General features: G+C 72.7%; 14 protein-coding genes. 6 read left to right on the top strand and 8 right to left on the bottom strand.

Features of this window, described 5'->3' with window-relative positions:
• Positions 1–111 precede the first annotated feature (111 nt).
• From ACFY5B_RS15330 to ACFY5B_RS15320, 3 genes are all read right to left on the bottom strand, one after another.
• Positions 112–1746, bottom strand: coding sequence for a nickel transporter (locus ACFY5B_RS15330; RefSeq protein WP_389969076.1), 1635 nt, complete (start codon positions 1744–1746; stop codon positions 112–114).
• Positions 1743–3326, bottom strand: a complete 1584-nt coding sequence (locus ACFY5B_RS15325; RefSeq protein ID WP_389969074.1) for a tetratricopeptide repeat protein — start codon at positions 3324–3326, stop codon at positions 1743–1745. Before ACFY5B_RS15325 ends, ACFY5B_RS15330 begins: the two co-directional genes overlap by 4 nt.
• A 103-nt stretch (positions 3327–3429) precedes the next feature.
• The gene (locus tag ACFY5B_RS15320; RefSeq protein ID WP_389969072.1) at positions 3430–4962 is read right to left on the bottom strand and encodes a DUF4331 domain-containing protein; all 1533 of its coding nucleotides are present in this window, start codon (positions 4960–4962) and stop codon (positions 3430–3432) included.
• 226 nt (positions 4963–5188) lie between these two features.
• Here ACFY5B_RS15320 and ACFY5B_RS15315 point away from each other — a divergent pair, with 226 nt between their 5' ends.
• From ACFY5B_RS15315 to ACFY5B_RS15305, 3 genes are all read left to right on the top strand, one after another.
• Entirely contained in the window at positions 5189–5731 is a 543-nt protein-coding gene (locus tag ACFY5B_RS15315) for a sigma-70 family RNA polymerase sigma factor (protein WP_389969070.1), read from the top strand.
• Positions 5728–6549, top strand: coding sequence for an anti-sigma factor domain-containing protein (locus tag ACFY5B_RS15310; protein WP_389969068.1), 822 nt, complete (start codon positions 5728–5730; stop codon positions 6547–6549). The genes ACFY5B_RS15315 and ACFY5B_RS15310 overlap by 4 nt, the downstream gene beginning before the upstream one ends.
• A 126-nt stretch (positions 6550–6675) precedes the next feature.
• Positions 6676–6942 carry a hypothetical protein gene (locus ACFY5B_RS15305; RefSeq protein ID WP_033312817.1) on the top strand — a complete coding sequence of 89 codons (267 nt, stop codon included), beginning with the start codon at positions 6676–6678 and terminating at the stop codon, positions 6940–6942.
• A 177-nt stretch (positions 6943–7119) separates the two neighbouring features.
• Here the strand turns inward: ACFY5B_RS15305 and ACFY5B_RS15300 are convergent, their stop codons facing one another.
• Both ACFY5B_RS15300 and ACFY5B_RS15295 read right to left on the bottom strand, forming a co-directional pair.
• Positions 7120–7941: an ABC transporter permease gene (locus ACFY5B_RS15300; protein ID WP_389969066.1), complete on the bottom strand. Its 822-nt coding sequence runs from the start codon at positions 7939–7941 to the stop codon at positions 7120–7122.
• Positions 7938–8969: an ATP-binding cassette domain-containing protein gene (locus tag ACFY5B_RS15295; protein ID WP_389969064.1), complete on the bottom strand. Its 1032-nt coding sequence runs from the start codon at positions 8967–8969 to the stop codon at positions 7938–7940. Before ACFY5B_RS15295 ends, ACFY5B_RS15300 begins: the two co-directional genes overlap by 4 nt.
• 63 nt (positions 8970–9032) lie before the next feature.
• Here ACFY5B_RS15295 and ACFY5B_RS15290 point away from each other — a divergent pair, with 63 nt between their 5' ends.
• Positions 9033–9749, top strand: a complete 717-nt coding sequence (locus ACFY5B_RS15290) for a TetR/AcrR family transcriptional regulator (RefSeq protein ID WP_389969062.1) — start codon at positions 9033–9035, stop codon at positions 9747–9749.
• Between the two features lie 37 nt (positions 9750–9786).
• On the opposite strand, the gene ACFY5B_RS15285 is transcribed toward ACFY5B_RS15290, so the two are convergent.
• From ACFY5B_RS15285 to hmgA, 3 genes are all read right to left on the bottom strand, one after another.
• Positions 9787–10941 (bottom strand): type ISP restriction/modification enzyme, encoded by a 1155-nt coding sequence (locus tag ACFY5B_RS15285; protein WP_389969060.1) that lies wholly within the window; start codon positions 10939–10941, stop codon positions 9787–9789.
• Between the two features lie 96 nt (positions 10942–11037).
• Positions 11038–11787: a GntR family transcriptional regulator gene (locus ACFY5B_RS15280; RefSeq protein ID WP_389969058.1), complete on the bottom strand. Its 750-nt coding sequence runs from the start codon at positions 11785–11787 to the stop codon at positions 11038–11040.
• Between the two features lie 65 nt (positions 11788–11852).
• Positions 11853–13223, bottom strand: coding sequence for a homogentisate 1,2-dioxygenase (gene hmgA, locus ACFY5B_RS15275; protein WP_389969056.1), 1371 nt, complete (start codon positions 13221–13223; stop codon positions 11853–11855).
• 155 nt (positions 13224–13378) lie between these two features.
• Between hmgA and ACFY5B_RS15270 the strand changes: the two genes are divergently transcribed.
• Complete coding sequence (locus ACFY5B_RS15270; protein WP_389969054.1) at positions 13379–14092, top strand: hypothetical protein; 714 nt, start codon at positions 13379–13381, stop codon at positions 14090–14092.
• Positions 14089–14709 carry a TetR family transcriptional regulator gene (locus ACFY5B_RS15265; protein ID WP_389969052.1) on the top strand — a complete coding sequence of 207 codons (621 nt, stop codon included), beginning with the start codon at positions 14089–14091 and terminating at the stop codon, positions 14707–14709. Before ACFY5B_RS15270 ends, ACFY5B_RS15265 begins: the two co-directional genes overlap by 4 nt.
• Positions 14710–14747 lie beyond the last annotated feature (38 nt).

Genomic DNA, 14747 nt, shown 5'->3' with positions numbered 1-14747 from the left:
GCCCCCATTCGCAGCCGGGCGGAATCTCCATGAGGTGTGTCTTCCCCACGTGGTCGGATTTCCTCACGACGTCCGCTTTTCTCCCGACATCCGATGCCTCACGAACGTGACTCAGCCGAGTGCGGATGCCGCCCCCTTGAACACCAGTCCGGCCCCGAGAACCAGTACGGCGAAGGCCGAGCCCAGGGGGGCGGTCCGGCGCACCAGGGCCGCCATCGGGCCCGCCGACCAGCGCGGGCGCCGGTCCAGGAGCCGGGTCATGCCGCTGCCCGCCTTGACGACGGCGTATCCGGCGGCCGTGAGGGTGAGGGCCAGCCCGACGCCGTAGGCGACGACGAGCAGCAGACCGAACCAGGCCTGCCCGAGGGCTGCGGCGCCGACCAGCACCACGACGGCGGACGGGCTGGGCACGAGGCCGCCCGCGAAGCCCATGAGGATCGTGCCGCGGAGGGTGGGGGCGACGGGGTGGGAGTGGGTGAAGCCGTCGTGGGTGTGCTCGATCGTGTGGGGGTGGGAGTGGGGGCGGGCGTGATCGTGCGGGTGGTCGTGGTCGTGGTCGTGCGGGTGGTCGTGGTCGTGGGGGTGATCCTTGTGGCCGTGCGCGTGACCGTGGTGGTCGCCGTCGTGGTCGTGGGTGTGGCTTCCGTGGCCGGATCGCTGGTCGTGATGATGGCCGTGCGGGTGGTGGGTGTGCGGGTGGTGGGTGTGCGCGCGGGTGCGCAGGGCGCGGCGGACCAGGCTCGCGCCCGCCAGGGTCACCAGGATGCCGCTGGCGACGCCGAGCCAGGCGATCACCGAGGGCGCCGCCGCCGAACCGGCCGTGACGAGCAGGCCCAGGGCGACCACGCCGAGGGTGTGCGTGACGGTCACCGACGCGGCCATGGGCAGGACGTCCTTCATCCGGGCCTGACCGCCCCGGGCCGCCGCCGTCGCGGCCATGATGGTCTTGCCGTGGCCCGGGGCGAGTGCGTGCATCGCACCGAGGACGACGGCGATGAGGAGGGCCAGCGCGGCGAAGCCGGCGGTGAGGTCCTGCCGGGCCACCAGGTCGTCCAGGGCACGTGTCCAGCGGTCGGCGCCGCGCGGGAGCACGGAGGCCGCGGGCGCGTCCGACTCCTCGTCGGCCAGGGCGGCGCCGCCGGGGCGCACCCGCAGGGCGGCCGACGCGGTGCCGGCCGGGGAGGACAGCAACTCCTCCGGATAACTGGTCAGTTCGTCCGATATCGACTTCTCCGGCACATCCGAGGCGGCGAGCGTCATACGGTCGCCCCGCGCCGTGATCTCCCGCCAGCCCGGGCCGCCGGAGGCCCCCGCACCGTGGAAGCCGAGGGACACGGTCTTCTCGCCCGCCGGCAGAGCAGCGGTCAGCTCGCACTCCACCCGCAGGGTGTCGAGCCCCGCCTGCCCGGGCCGCACGCGCGCGGTGCTGCGCTCGGCGGTGAGGACGATCTCGCGCCCGTCGACGGTCGCGCGGCTGTCCTCGGCGGCCGTGGCGCACCGCTCGCGGGCCCACAGGGCGATGCCCAGCCGTTCGATGTCCGGCCCCGCCTGGGTCGCCGGGATCTCGGCGAGGTCCTCGACGTGGTGGACCCGCAGCTCGCCGGGGGCGGCCACCAGGCCGTCGTAGCGGTTGACGGTGAAGTTGCCCAGCGGGTGGGCGCTCGCCGTGGCGGCGGGCAGCAGGGTGAGCGCGCAGGCGGCCGTGAGGACGGCGGCACCGGACGCGAACAGCCGGCGCAGGGTCACCGGTTCCCCTCCAGGTCCTTGAGTGCGGTACGGGCCTCGCGCGCGCCGAGCGGCGAGAAGCCGGGGTTCAGGTCCAGCGCGGCCTTCAGATGGGTGCGGGCCTCGCGGTCGTCGCCGGTGGCGCGCTCGATGACGCCGCGGTGGTACAGGAAGACGGCGTTGCGGTAGCCGGTGGCGGTGGCCCGGCGGGCGTACGGCAGGGCTTCCTCGTCGCGGCCGTTGACGTGCAGGGCCCAGGCGAGGGCGTCGGCGGTGTGCACGCTGTGCCGGCGCTCCCACTCGGCGCGGGCGGCGCGCAGGGCCTCCTTCTCGTCGCCGTGGTCGGCGGCGGCCAGGGCCGTCTCGAGGTCGGTGTTGGCGCCGCCGGCGCGGGCGAGGGCCGTCCAGGCGTCGACGAGGGCGTACTGGTCGCCGGCCTTCGCCCGGTCGCCGTCGGCGCCGCGGTCCTCGTACAGCTCGCCGAGTGCGACGAGCGGGCCGGGCAGCGGGAACCGGGCGACGACCTGCTCCAGCCCCTCGACGGCGGCTGTCCGGTCACCGCTCGCGGCCTGGGCGCGGGCGCGGCCCTCCAGGGCGGGCAGGTACGCGTCGTCGGCGGCGAGGGCACGGGCGTAGTGGCCGAGGGCCGTCCTGTACTCGCCCTGGTTCCAGGCGAGCTGCCCGAGGGCGGTGGCGACGTAGGCGACGTCGGCGGGGGCATGGGCCGAGCCCAGGGCGCGCTCCAGTACCGCACGCGCCGTACGGACGTCGCCGCGCAGCTCGTGCACGTACGCGTACCGCGTGAAGACGGGGATGCCCGGGCGCCTGTCGTCGGCGGTGTCGGCGGCCTTCGCGGCGTCGTCGTACCGGCCGAGTTCGACGAGGGCGTCGATACGGGTGCACAGGGCGCGTTCGTTGTAGGGGTTCTGCTCCAGGGCCCGGCCGGCGTAGGTCAGGGCGCCGGGGAAGTCGTGCCGGGCGGCGGCGAGGGCTGCGTGGCCCGCCAGGGCCTGGTCGTTGCCCGGCTCCAGGGCGAGGGACCGCTTCAGGGCGCGCTCGGCCTGTGGATACCGGGAGGGGTCGCCCTTCGTGCGGGCCTGCTCGACGTAGGCGACTCCGAGGGTGGCCCAACTGCCGAAGTCCCTGGGCTGGGCCCGCAGGTGCTGCTGCAGGGACGCGATCCCGGCGTCGAGATCCCCTCGCGCGAGGTCGCCGGGCGACAGCGCCCCGGCCGCCGACACGGCGTCGACACCGGCCCCCCGGTCCTGCACACCCCCGACCGCGATGGCCCCGCCGGTCACCGCGACCGCCAGCAGCACCGCACACCCCGCGACATGCAGGCCCCGCCACCGCCGCCCCCCGTCGGCGGCCCGTCGCACCGCGGCGACCCGCTGACGGGCGTCGTCCCCGACGGCCGGGGGGTGGGTGTGCGCCTCGTGCTCGCTGCCCGCCTCGGCCGCCGTGCCCGGTGACCCGGTCGCCTCCGGCCCGGCAGCCGCATCACCCTCCCGGTCCCCGGTGATCTCGGCCTCCGGGTCCGTCGACGGCGCTCGGTCGTCGTCGGGGCTTCCCGGTGTGCTGTCGGTCGTACGCGGAGGCATGACCTCTCCTCGGTCGGGTGTGCTGGTGCGGAAGTTCGGCGGCGCGGCCCGCGCCGTGGGGGATGTGGAACGGGCCGCGCCGGGTCGGTGGGAGCGGAGCGGGTCAGTACGCCCGGTTCCGCATGCGGCGCCACCACATCAGGGCCGCGCCGATCAGGACGATGCCGCCCGCCCCGGCCCCCGCGGAGGCGGCCATCAGGCCCATGTCGTCCGAACCCTCGGCGCCGGCCGGCTGGAGCGCGTCGCCCAGCTGGCTGCGGACGTCGTTGCCGCCGTCCACGCCCTTGGCGAGCGGGCCGCGCGAACCCTCCGTCGGCAGAGCCACGTACGGGAAGGCCTTCTCGAACTTCTTGTCGTTCTTGTCGACCGCGTCACCGAGGTCGTTCTTCGCGCCGAGCAGCTCGCCCTCGACGACCTGGAGCGACGCGTCGATCACGTCGTCGGTGAGGCGACGGCCGTTCGGGAAGCCGGCGTTGTCACCGTCCAGGACACCGAGCCGCTTGGGCTTGGCGGCCGGCTTGATGGACGTGTTGAGCCGCAGCTGCTCCGACGGCGTCACGTGCGGCGGCTGGTTGAGGTCCTTGACGCCCTTGAGGAACACGTCGACCAGGTCGTTGCGCGGCTCGGCGGGCGCCGGGATCTTGTAGATCGCCTCGATGAGCTTCGGCAGCTCCGGGTTGGTGACGTTCTTCAGGAACCGGGCGTCGTCCCGCGGCGTGGACGCGTTGAACGTGTCCTTGTCCTTGATCGGGTTGACGACCTCGTTGACCAGCGGGTTGCCGAGGCGCGAGACCTGCGAGAAGTAGCCCTTGGCGTTCTTGCGCTGCGTCGTCGACCAGATGCCGACGACCGGCTGCTCGTGCGATTCGGCGATGAAGCTGTTGGGGACCTGCAGGGCGATCGAGTTGACGTTGTAGCCCTTGAGGGTGTCGTTGCCGACCTCGGAGAGGTTCCCGCCGTAGAGCAGGTCGAAGACGCGCAGGTCCAGGAAGAACGGGTCGTCGGCCTGCCCGGCGAACGTCTGGGCGCCCCCGGCGAGCTTGTGGATCGCCTGCTGGCGCAGGGTGTTGTAGTCCGGCATCGACGCCTTGCCGACGTTCGACGGCGCCACCGGCACGTCGTCGGCGACCTTGGTCTTCGACACGGCCTTCAGGTTCCGCAGCTTGATCAGTTCGAGGTCGTACGTCTGCGTGATGTTGAGGTCGGGGTCGTCGAGGCTCTCGACCGGGCCCGTGTTGTACAGGAACGTCTTCTCGTTCTTCACATGAGTCTTGAACGTGTAGCGGAAGAGCAGGTCTTCCTTCGCGTCACCGTTGCTGTCGATGCGCAGGTCGTACTGGGCGTCCTCGGCGAACGTGAAGAAGTTGGGCCCGCCGGCCGGTTCCTCGAAGGGGATCCAGTTCGCGACGATGGTCGTCGTGTCCGGCTTGTCCGGGCTGACGAACGCGTACACGTCGGTGTTGTCGTACTGCGGGGTTCCCGAGATCAGCGGGGCCTCGCGGTGGCTGGAGGCGGAGGCCTCCTCGGGTGCCAGCGCGGTCACACCGGCGGCTGCGAGCCCGCCGGTGGCCAGCGCGCCACAGATCACGGTCGCGATGCTCGCGCGTCCCGCACCGGTCCTGGAGATAGGTGTCATGCCGTCCGTCCTCCGTGCCAACTTGCCTGACACACGCCATTCGGAGCGGTCGGCGAAGCGGATTGGTCGAATCTCAAACGTTCTTACGGGGAGTCGGGAAAGTTGTTTCACCGTCGGGGACCCGCATTTTCGCCGCGCTGATCCGTAACACCGTCCGGAGGTGTGTGCGTTGCGAGTGCCTCGTGCGAGGGGACAGGCCCGGTGCGGCCTCGGAGAGGGGGACCGAGTGGAGGCGGACGAGCTGCTGCTGCTCGTGGCAGGTGGGGACCAGCAGGCCTTCGAGGACTTGTACGGACTCGTGTCCGGACCGGTGTTCGGTCTCGTACGGCGTGTGGTGCGCGATCCCGCCCAGTCGGAGGAAGTGGCTCAGGAAGTGATGCTCGAACTGTGGCGGTCCGCAACGAGGTTCGACCCGGGCCGGGGCAGCGCCATGTCGTGGATCCTCACCCTCGCCCACCGCCGGGCCGTCGACCGGGTCCGCAGCGCCCGGGCGGCCGGTGAACGCGAGCAGCGCGAGGCGCTGCGCGCGAACCAGCCCGCCTTCGACCAGGTCACCGAGGAGGTCGAGGCCGGACTCGAACGGGAATGGGTGCGCCGCTGCCTGGACCGGCTCACCATCCTGCAGCGCCAGTCGGTCACCCTCGCCTACTACGAGGGCTACACGTACCGTGAGGTGGCCGAGCAGCTCTCCCTGCCGCTGGGCACCGTCAAGACCCGGATGCGCGACGGGCTGACCCGTATGCGCGAGTGCCTCGGAGGTGTGGCATGAGCCTCTTCCGCCGCGAGGATCTGCACTCGCTCGCCGCGCCCTACGCGCTCGACGCCCTGGAGCCCCCGGAGCGGGTCCGCTTCGAGCGGCATCTCAGGGACTGCGACCGCTGCGCCGCCGAGGTGCGCGCCCTGACCGAGGACGCCGTGCGGCTCGCCTGGTCCACGACCGCCCCGCCCCCCGCCGCGATGCGCGACCGGGTCATGCTCGCCGTGCGGACCACTCCGCAGGACCCGGCACCGCAGGAGGCGGCGGCGCGGGAGCCGGCACGGGCGCGGGCGGCGCAGCTTCCCCCGCACGTGTGGGGCGCCCAGCCGCCGCCGCGGCAGCGGCAACGGCGCCGGATCCCGCTGTTCGTGCCCTTCGCGACGGCCACCGCCGCCGCGGCCCTCGTCGTCGCCTCGCTGTTCGCCGTGCAGGCGCACCGGGCCCAGGACCGGCTGACCGCCGAGCAAGATCGGGCACGTGAGATCGCCCACGTTCTGGCGGCTCCGGACGCCCGTGCGGGCAGAGGCCGGGACGTGCGGGGCCGCACCCTCGGAGTGATCGCTTCCGCCACGGAGGGGAGTGCGGTGGTCACCCTCGGCGGATACGGCACCCCGTCGGGTGGCCGCGTGCACCAGCTGTGGCTCATGCGCCCGGGCGCGCAACCCCGCTCCCTCGGCCTCCTCGAGGGCGACACGCCCCTGGTCGCGACGGATTTGGGTATCTCCGCGACGTCACTGGCCGTGACCGTCGAGCCCGCCGGGGGATCGCCGCGGCCCACTACCCAGCCGATCGTCCAACTCGCCCTGAAATCTGTTGGATTCGGAGAGTAATCGGAGATACATCGTCAACCCCCTTATGGGGAAGGTGAATCCTGTGACCGCGATACACGAGTGCCCGGACAGGGCGATAGGGTTAACCTGCCCGGGCCGGGTGGACTCGTACGGGTGGGGAGTGACATGGAACAGATAACAGTGCGCAGCAGGGCCAGGGTCCCTGCGATCACCTGCGGGAGCAGCGCGACCAGTTCGCGCCTCGACCGCCACCTCTCGGTGCTGGGCGGCCCCGCCGTCCCCCAGCGGGAGACGGTCGAGGCGACCTCGCTGATGCGGGAACTGACCGCACGTCAGCCGCACGACCGCAGTGGCAGGGGTGCGCGTGTGCGTCGCGTCTCGCTCTTCGCGCCGCTGCGCCGACTGCGCCGCTCGCTCTTCGGCAGCAGGTAGGGGCCCGCGCTCGGGCGGTCACACCGCCCCTGGTGCAACGCTGCGACACTCGTCGTCCGTCATCCCCGCGGCACGCAGCGACGCCAGGTGTGTTCCCGAGCGCGGCACGGCCCCTGTCGGTGTCTCATCCCCGCCCGGCAGCGACCGGGGGTCACATCCGCGGTTCCGGCCGCCCGTTCACCGCTCTCCGTGCGCATACCGGCGCACGGCCAGCGGCACGAACACCCCGAGCAGCACGGCGCACCACAGGAGCGACCCCGCGACGGGGTGGGCCACCGGCCAGGCCGCCCCCTCGGGCACCGGCGCGATGGGGGCACCTCCCTGCTCGAGCGAAGCCGAGAGCTTGGGGGAGAAGAGGTCCCGCAGGGCGGTCGCCAACGCGCTGATCGGATTCCACTCGGCGAGCGTCCGCAGCCAGCCCGGCAGCCCGCTCGTCGGGATGTAGGCGCTGGAGAGCAGCGGCAGCAGGAACGTCGCACCACCCAGCTGGCCGGCCGCCTCCTCGTTGCGGGTGAGCAGGCCGAGGTAGATCCCGGCCCAGGTGCAGGCGAAGCGGAACAGCAACAGCAGCGCGAGCGCCCCCACCGCTTCGAGCGGGCTCCCCTCGACACGCCAGCCGACCGCGAGGCCCACCAGCAGGAACGGCACCGTCCCGAGGGCGGTGGCCACCAAGTCCGCGGCGGCCTGCCCCAGCGGTACGGCCGCCCGGCTCACCGGCAGCGTACGGAAGCGGTTCGTCACGCCCCGGTGCGTGTCCTGGGCCGCCTGGAACATGCCGGCCATGATCCCGCCCGAGGCGGTCGCCACCAGCAGGCCCGGCACGAGGAACGACCGGTAGGCCTCGCCCGGCACCGCCAGCGCGCTGCCGAAGACGTAGCCGAAGAACAGCAGCATGCTGATCGGCATCGTCTGTGTGAGGATCAGCAGCCCCGGGTTGTTGCGCAGTCGCAGCAGCTGGCGGCCCAGCATCGCGGTCCCGTCGTACGCCAGCATGCTCATGCGGCACGCCCCTTCTCGCCGATCGTCTCGGTGGTCTCGGTGGTCTCGGTGGTCTCGGTGGTCTCGGTGGTCTCGGTCTTCCCGGTCGTCTCGGGTGGCGCAGTCTCCGTCAGGCGCAGGAACACGTCGTCGAGGGTCGGCGGGCGCAGGCTCACGTCGAGCAGCGGCACACCCGCCGTGTCCAGGGCACGCACCAGCAGCGGGATCGTGAGCGTCGGGTCCTTGCTGACCGCGCCGACGGCGTTGCGCTCGTGGTCGAACGACGGCTGCGCGCCCGTCAGCCGGTCGAGCACGGCCGCCGCCTTCGCAAGGGTGTCGGCGTCCGGCACGACGACCTCGGCGTGCGCCCCGACCAGCGACTTGAGTTGCGCCGGAGACCCGGTGTGCGTGACCCGGCCCCGGTCCACCAGGGCGATGTCGTCGGCCAGTTGGTCGGCCTCCTCCAGGTACTGCGTGGTGAGCAGCACGGTCGTGCCCTCGGCCGCCAGGTCACGCACCACGTCCCGGATGAGGGCGCGGCTGACCGGGTCGAGGCCGGTCGTCGGCTCGTCCAGGAACAGCACGTCGGGACGGCGGACCAGGCTCGCCGCGAGGTCCAGGCGGCGGCGCATGCCGCCGGACCAGGTGGACGCGGGGCGGTCGGCGGCCTCGGTCAGACCGAAGCGGCCGAGGAGCTCCGCGGTCCGGTCGGCGGGCCCGCGCACCCGGTGCAGCCGGCCGAACAGCTGAAGGTTCTGGCGTCCGGTGAGGTCCCCGTCGATCGAGGTGTCCTGCCCGGTGACGCTGATCCTCCTGCGTACGGCGGCGGCCTCGCGGACGAGGTCGTGCCCCGCGACCCGGGCCGAGCCGGCGTCCGGCCGCAGCAGGGTGGTCAACAGCCGTACCGCCGTCGTCTTTCCCGCCCCGTTCGGCCCGAGAATCCCGCAGACCGTCCCCTCGGGGACCGCGAGGTCCAGCCCGCGCAGGGCATGGACCTCCCCGAAGCGCTTCTCCAGACCTTCACTAAGTACAGCGTACGTAGAAGTCATGGTGTGACCATAGCGCACTACGTACGCTGTACGTAACTAGGATGGTGGCCGAGGTGATGATCGATGGCGGGCCGAGCGGCCGTACCCGAAGTGATCTGGGCGCGCCCCGAGCGCACCGGCCGTGGGCCGAAACCGGCGTTCACCCGCGCCGACATCGCGGCGGCGGCCGTGCGGATCGCCGACGCGGAAGGGCTGGACGGGGTCACCATGCGGCATGTCGCCGCGGAGCTGGGCTGCGGCACGATGTCGCTCTACAACTACGTCCCCCGCAAGGAGGACCTCTACGAGCTGATGATCGACGCCATCGGTGCCGAGCACGAGATGTTCGAGCCCACGGGCGACTGGCGCGCCGACATGCTGCGCAACGCCGAGGAGACGCGCGCCATCATGCACCGCCACACCTGGGTGCCGCGCCTGATGCCGGGCGTGTTCGGCTTCAGCCCCAACACCCTGCGCTATCTGGAGCACTGCCTGGCCTGTCTCGAACCGCTCGACGTGCCGGCCGGCACGAAGACGGAGCTGGTCGCGCTGCTCAACGGCGTCGTGACGACGTACACCGGGAACGACATCGCGACCGCCGAACGCACCCGCTCCATGCCGTGGACGGCCGAGGAGGAGAACGCCGTCCGCATGGCCTACCTGGGCAGCCAGATCGCCACCGGCGCGTATCCACGGCTGACCGCGGCCTTCACGGAGCAGAGCGGGCCGGTCGATCTGGAGGCGGTGTTCCGGCGGGCGCTCGAACGCGTCCTGGACGCCTTCGACCCGGAGCTGCGCTAGAGGCGGAGCTGCGCCAGAGGGTGCCCCTGGGGTGGTGCTAGAGCAGCGCCAGTTGTCCTTCGGGCCCCTCCTCGGGCCCCTCCAGCACCGACGCCGGGCGGCGGGCCCCGCTCGGCACCGGCAGGACGCCCGCCTCGCTCAGCTCCGTCGCCGTGACCGGGTCGGGGACCTCCGGCCCCTCCAAGGGGCGCAGCTCGGCCAGGAGCGCGAGGACGGTGATCAGCTCCAGCAGCTCCGACGTCCAGGTCTGGGGCCAGGTGGCGGGACGGATGGCCGCCAGCGTGCCCGGCTCGGGGGCGGCGACGCGGTTCGCGAACCACTCCTGCAGGACGCGCACCCCGCCCACCTCGAAGTCCCAGGCCTCCGGAGGCACCGGGGAGATGCGGCCCTCGTCCAGGAACAGGGCCTCCTCGTCCCGGTCGTAGCGCAGCGCCACCGGCCGGGAGGGCAGCGGGGCACGGACATAGGGTCGGCGCCCGCCGGGGAGCTTCGGGCGTTGGCCGTCGCGGCGCATCAGCCACAGCAGCCGGTGACCCAGCTCGAGGCCCCGTTCCCACGCGCCGGTGTCCCCGGTGAGCGGGACCGTGAGGTCCGGGCGGGCCGTGGCCGTGATCCAGGCGAGTACGTCCAGCGGCGCCGGCGTGCTGCCCAGGCGGGTGCCGAGGTGGTCCAGCAGGCCCGGGGCCAGATTCGGCTCGCGGCCGGCCGGGCGCCGGAACAGCGGGCGGATCCGGCCCGGGCGGAGCAGCGGGAGCAGCGAGGTGACGAGCAGGGGCGGATCGGCCTCGGGTGTCTCCACCACGAAGACCTGCGGCTCCTCCGCCACCCGCCACAGCTCGGGGCGGGCCGCGTCGATCAGCCGCTGGTCGGGGATGAGCCACTGCTCGTCGTAGGGCGCGAGCAGGACGCGCACCGGCTCCGGGCAGGGCCCCGAGGCGCGCACCAGTTTCTCCGTGCCGCTGCCGGTCCGGCCGGGCAACTGGCCGACCGCCGTGTGCAGCGTGCGCGAGCGGGTCGGCTCGAAGAGGGACTCGCGGTCCGGCCCCTCGGCCTTCACCAAGGCGTCCCAGCGGGCCTTCAGGGACGCCGCGTCCGGCGCCGCCGGCCAGCCCCGGCCGAGCCGCGGCGGTGCGACGGACCACGGCATGAGGTCCGCCAGCAGCGGAGCGTCGTCGTGCGTCACGCAGGGCATCGTACGACGTACCCGGTGCGCGGAAGCGGGCGCGTAGAGCGGCGCGACGCGCCCCCCCCCGGGCGCGCGGACCGACACGGTGCTCCCCGCGGACGGTCATGTGGCGTCCAGGGTCACCGTGAAGGAGAACCGGTCCCCGCGGTAGTGGATGACGGCCACGTCCAGGGGCCGCCCGGCGGCGTCGTAGGTCACCCCGGTGTAGTGCAGGATCGGGCTCAGCAGGGGGACTTGGAGCAGGTTCGAGGTCTCCGGGTCGGCCAGCCGTGCCTCCACCGTGTCCGTGATGCGACTGATGTCCGCCCCCACCACGTCCCGCAGCACTTTGGTCATGGGCCATCGGACGAGGTCGTCCAGGTCGATCCGCGCGGCCAGTTCGGGGCGGACGAAGTTGCGGGCGTGATTCGTCGGCTCGCCGGTCTTCTCGTCGCTGCGCAGCCGGTGGTACGTCGACACCCGAGACACATCGGGGAAGAACTCGGCCAGTTCGCCCGGCACGGGTGCGCTGCCGTGGTCCAGCAGTTCGGTCGTCATGCCGGACTGCTGGGCCACGATCGCGTCCACCGAGCCGAGCAGCCGCACCGGGGAGCCCCGGCGCGCGTGCGGCTCGATGAACGTGCCCCGCCGCCGATGGCGCGTGATCAGCCCCTCGTCCTCCAGCTCCTTCAGCGCCTGCCGCATCGTCAGCACGCTCACGCCGTAGTGCCCGGCCAGCTGCTCCTCGGTGGGCAGCCGCAGCGGGTCCTGGGGCGAGCGGCCGAGGATCGAGGCGCGCAGCGACTGCGACACCTGGTACCAGAGCGGCAGCTTGCGGTTCAGGACGATCGAGTCCGGGGCGAAGGAGGTCACGGGCCATCCGTACCGGTAGGAAATGATCAGTGCAAGGGGGCTTCCGACGGAGATCCGTTCAGGCCCTAGGGACGGAAGTGCCGCTCCAGGCCCTGCCAGACGTCGTCGTAGCGCTGCTGGAGGTGTTCCGCGCGGGCCGCCTGCGGCGTGAGGGTGAGGGGCCAGCGCGTCTCGAACATGAACGCCAGGCCGTCGTCGATCTTCTGCGGCTTCAGCTCGGCGGCGCTCGCCCGGTCGAACGTCTCCCGGTCCGGGCCGTGCGCCGACATCATGTTGTGCAGCGACCCGCCGCCCGGCACGAAGCCCTCCGCCTTCGCGTCGTACGCACCCTCGATCAGGCCCATGTACTCGCTCATCACGTTCCGGTGGAAGTAGGGCGGCCGGAACGTGTCCTCGCCCACCAGCCAGCGCGGCGCGAACACCACGAAGTCGACATCGGCCAGGCCCGGGGTGTCCGACGGCGACGTCAGCACCGTGAAGATCGACGGGTCCGGGTGGTCGTAGGTGATGGTGCCGAGGGCATTGAAGCGGCGCAGGTCGTAGACGTACGGCACATGGTTGCCGTGCCAGGCGACGACGTCGAGGGGGGAGTGGTCGTAGGTGGCGGTCCACAGGTTGCCGCAGAACTTGTTCACCACCTCCACCGGGCCCTCGACGTCCTCGTAGGCGGCGACGGGCGCGCGGAAGTCCCGGGGGTTGGCGAGCCCGTTGGCGCCGATCGGGCCGAGGTCGGGGAGACGGAAGGGCGCGCCGTAGTTCTCGCACACATAGCCGCGGGCGGCCGGGTTCCGCCCGCCCTCGGGCGCCGTGTCCAGGAGCTCCACACGGAAGCGCACCCCGCGCGGGATGAGCGCGACATGTCCCGGCTCCACATGGAGCAGACCGAACTCGGTGTGCAGCAGCAGGCCGCCGCGCTCAGGAACGATCAGCAGCTCGCCGTCGGCGTCACTGAACACCCGGTCCATCGAGGTGTTGGCCGCGTACAGGTGCACGGCGACGCCGGTGCGCCGGCCGGCGTCGCCGTTGCCGCCCAGGGTCCACAGGCCCGCCAGGAAGTCGGTCTCGGGCGCAGGGTCGGGCAGCGGGTTCCAGCGCAGCCGGTTGGGGTCGGGCACGGTCTGGGTGAAGGGGGCGGTGCGGATCGTGCCGTTGTGGGTCCGGGTGAACGCCGGGTGCGCGGCCGACGGGCGGATCCGGTACAGCCACGAGCGGCGGTTGTGGGCCCGCGGCTCGGTGAACGCCGTACCGCTCAGCTGCTCCGCGTACAGTCCGAGCGGGGCCCGCTGGGGCGAGTTGCGGCCCTCGGGCAGTGCGCCCGGGACGGCCTGCGAGCTGTGCTCGTTGCCGAAGCCGTAGAGGTAGGCCAGCCCTTCGGCGGTCTTCCCCGCTCCGCCGTGCTCGTACGCGCTCGCGTGGGTGGTGCCCCCATCGCCCATGATCGCTGCTCCCTTGCGGTCTGATTCCTATGCAACACCGTAGGATTGCGATTTCTCCGACGCAAGAGGGGCGCGCGGTCCTCCTCTTCACGGATGACCGGAACCCGACTTGAGAATGATCCGCAGGGGCGGACGCGTGTTCTACGCTCCCGACCATGTCGTGGACACGGAGACTTTGCGCCGCGCTCGCGGGCTGTGTCCTCCTTCTGGCCGGATCCGCGGGCTGCGGCACCGGTGACGCCCGGGAGAGCGGTGCGTCGCACGCACCGGTCGGCAAGATCCTGGAGGACCGGGACCAGGGCGGGCAGCCCCTTCGCGAGGTGGTACCCGAGGGCGCCCCCGACGTCGGGATCGAGGTGCAGCCCGACGCGGCCGGCGGCTGGGACGTACGCCTGACCGTGCGGAACTTCCGTTTCTCACCGGCCGGCGCGGCGGCCCGCGCGGTGGCCGGGCGCGGCCTCGCGCACCTCTTCGTCGACGGCCGCCCCGTGACCCGGCTCCGCACCTCCACCTACCGGCTGGACGCCCGCCTCGTGCCGCGCGGCACGCACCACGTCACGGCTCGTCTCCACGCCGACGACGGCACTGTGTGGGCGGTGGACGGCAGGCCCGTGGAGAGCACGGCCGACATCACCGCGTCGGAGCCGGGCCCTGGCGCGACGCCGGACCCCGCCTCCCGGCGCAAGGCCCGGACCCAGGGCGCGGACGCCGGGGGCCGAGGTGCACCGGACCTCGGCCGGGACGCCGCTGGGGGCCGAGGTTCACCGGACGGCGGTCGGGACGCCTCCGGGGGCCGAGGTTCACCGGACGGCGGTCGGGACGCCTCCGGGGGCCGCGCTTCACCGGACGGCGGCCGAAGGGCATCATGAAGCCCGTGCCCCACGCGACATCGCTCCGACGTGCGCCCGTGCAGCGGCGCAGTGCCGAACGCCTGACCAGGATCCTCGACGCCTGCGCCGACCTCCTCGACGAGGTGGGTTACGACGCCCTGAGCACCCGTGCCGTCGCCCAGCGGGCCTCGGTCCCGATCGGCTCGGTCTACCGCTTCTTCGGCAACAAGCGCCAGATGGCCGACGCCCTGGCCCAGCGCAACCTGGAGCGGTACTCCGAGCGTGTCACGCAGCGCCTGCGGGACGCCGACGAGGGCGGGGGCTGGCGCACGGCCATGGACGCCGTGCTCGACGAGTACCTGGACATGAAGCGCACCGCGCCCGGCTTCTCCCTCGTCGACTTCGGCAACCAGATCCCGGTCGGCGCCCGCCAGGCCGAACCCAACCACCGCGTCGCCGACCGTCTCACCGAACTCCTCTCCGGTCATCTCGACCGCGAACCCGACGACGATCTGCGGCGCGTCTTCCTCATAGCGGTCGAGACCGCGGACACCCTCGTGCACCTGGCGTTCCGGGTGGCACCGGAGGGGGATCAGCGGATCATCGACGAGGCGCGGGAGATGCTGCGGGCCTATCTCGCCCGGGTGCTCGACTGAGGTCGATCCCGTCACGAACCTCCCCGCCGTCCATACCG

This window comes from Streptomyces sp. NPDC013187 (assembly GCF_042899705.1).
In the GTDB taxonomy this organism is placed as follows: Bacteria; Actinomycetota; Actinomycetes; order Streptomycetales; family Streptomycetaceae; genus Streptomyces; species Streptomyces hawaiiensis_A.
This window is presented reverse-complemented; position numbering and strand designations above follow the sequence as displayed.

Coding starts and splice junctions, on each gene's coding strand:
- hmgA (WP_389969056.1), bottom strand. CDS start 13,223: ATGGGCGATGGGGGCACCACCCACGCGAGCGCGTACGAGCACGGCGGA.
- ACFY5B_RS15325 (WP_389969074.1), bottom strand. CDS start 3,326: ATGCCTCCGCGTACGACCGACAGCACACCGGGAAGCCCCGACGACGAC.
- ACFY5B_RS15285 (WP_389969060.1), bottom strand. CDS start 10,941: ATGCCCTGCGTGACGCACGACGACGCTCCGCTGCTGGCGGACCTCATG.
- ACFY5B_RS15305 (WP_033312817.1), top strand. CDS start 6,676: ATGGAACAGATAACAGTGCGCAGCAGGGCCAGGGTCCCTGCGATCACC.
- ACFY5B_RS15265 (WP_389969052.1), top strand. CDS start 14,089: ATGAAGCCCGTGCCCCACGCGACATCGCTCCGACGTGCGCCCGTGCAG.
- ACFY5B_RS15300 (WP_389969066.1), bottom strand. CDS start 7,941: ATGAGCATGCTGGCGTACGACGGGACCGCGATGCTGGGCCGCCAGCTG.
- ACFY5B_RS15310 (WP_389969068.1), top strand. CDS start 5,728: ATGAGCCTCTTCCGCCGCGAGGATCTGCACTCGCTCGCCGCGCCCTAC.
- ACFY5B_RS15290 (WP_389969062.1), top strand. CDS start 9,033: ATGGCGGGCCGAGCGGCCGTACCCGAAGTGATCTGGGCGCGCCCCGAG.
- ACFY5B_RS15270 (WP_389969054.1), top strand. CDS start 13,379: ATGTCGTGGACACGGAGACTTTGCGCCGCGCTCGCGGGCTGTGTCCTC.
- ACFY5B_RS15295 (WP_389969064.1), bottom strand. CDS start 8,969: ATGACTTCTACGTACGCTGTACTTAGTGAAGGTCTGGAGAAGCGCTTC.
- ACFY5B_RS15320 (WP_389969072.1), bottom strand. CDS start 4,962: ATGACACCTATCTCCAGGACCGGTGCGGGACGCGCGAGCATCGCGACC.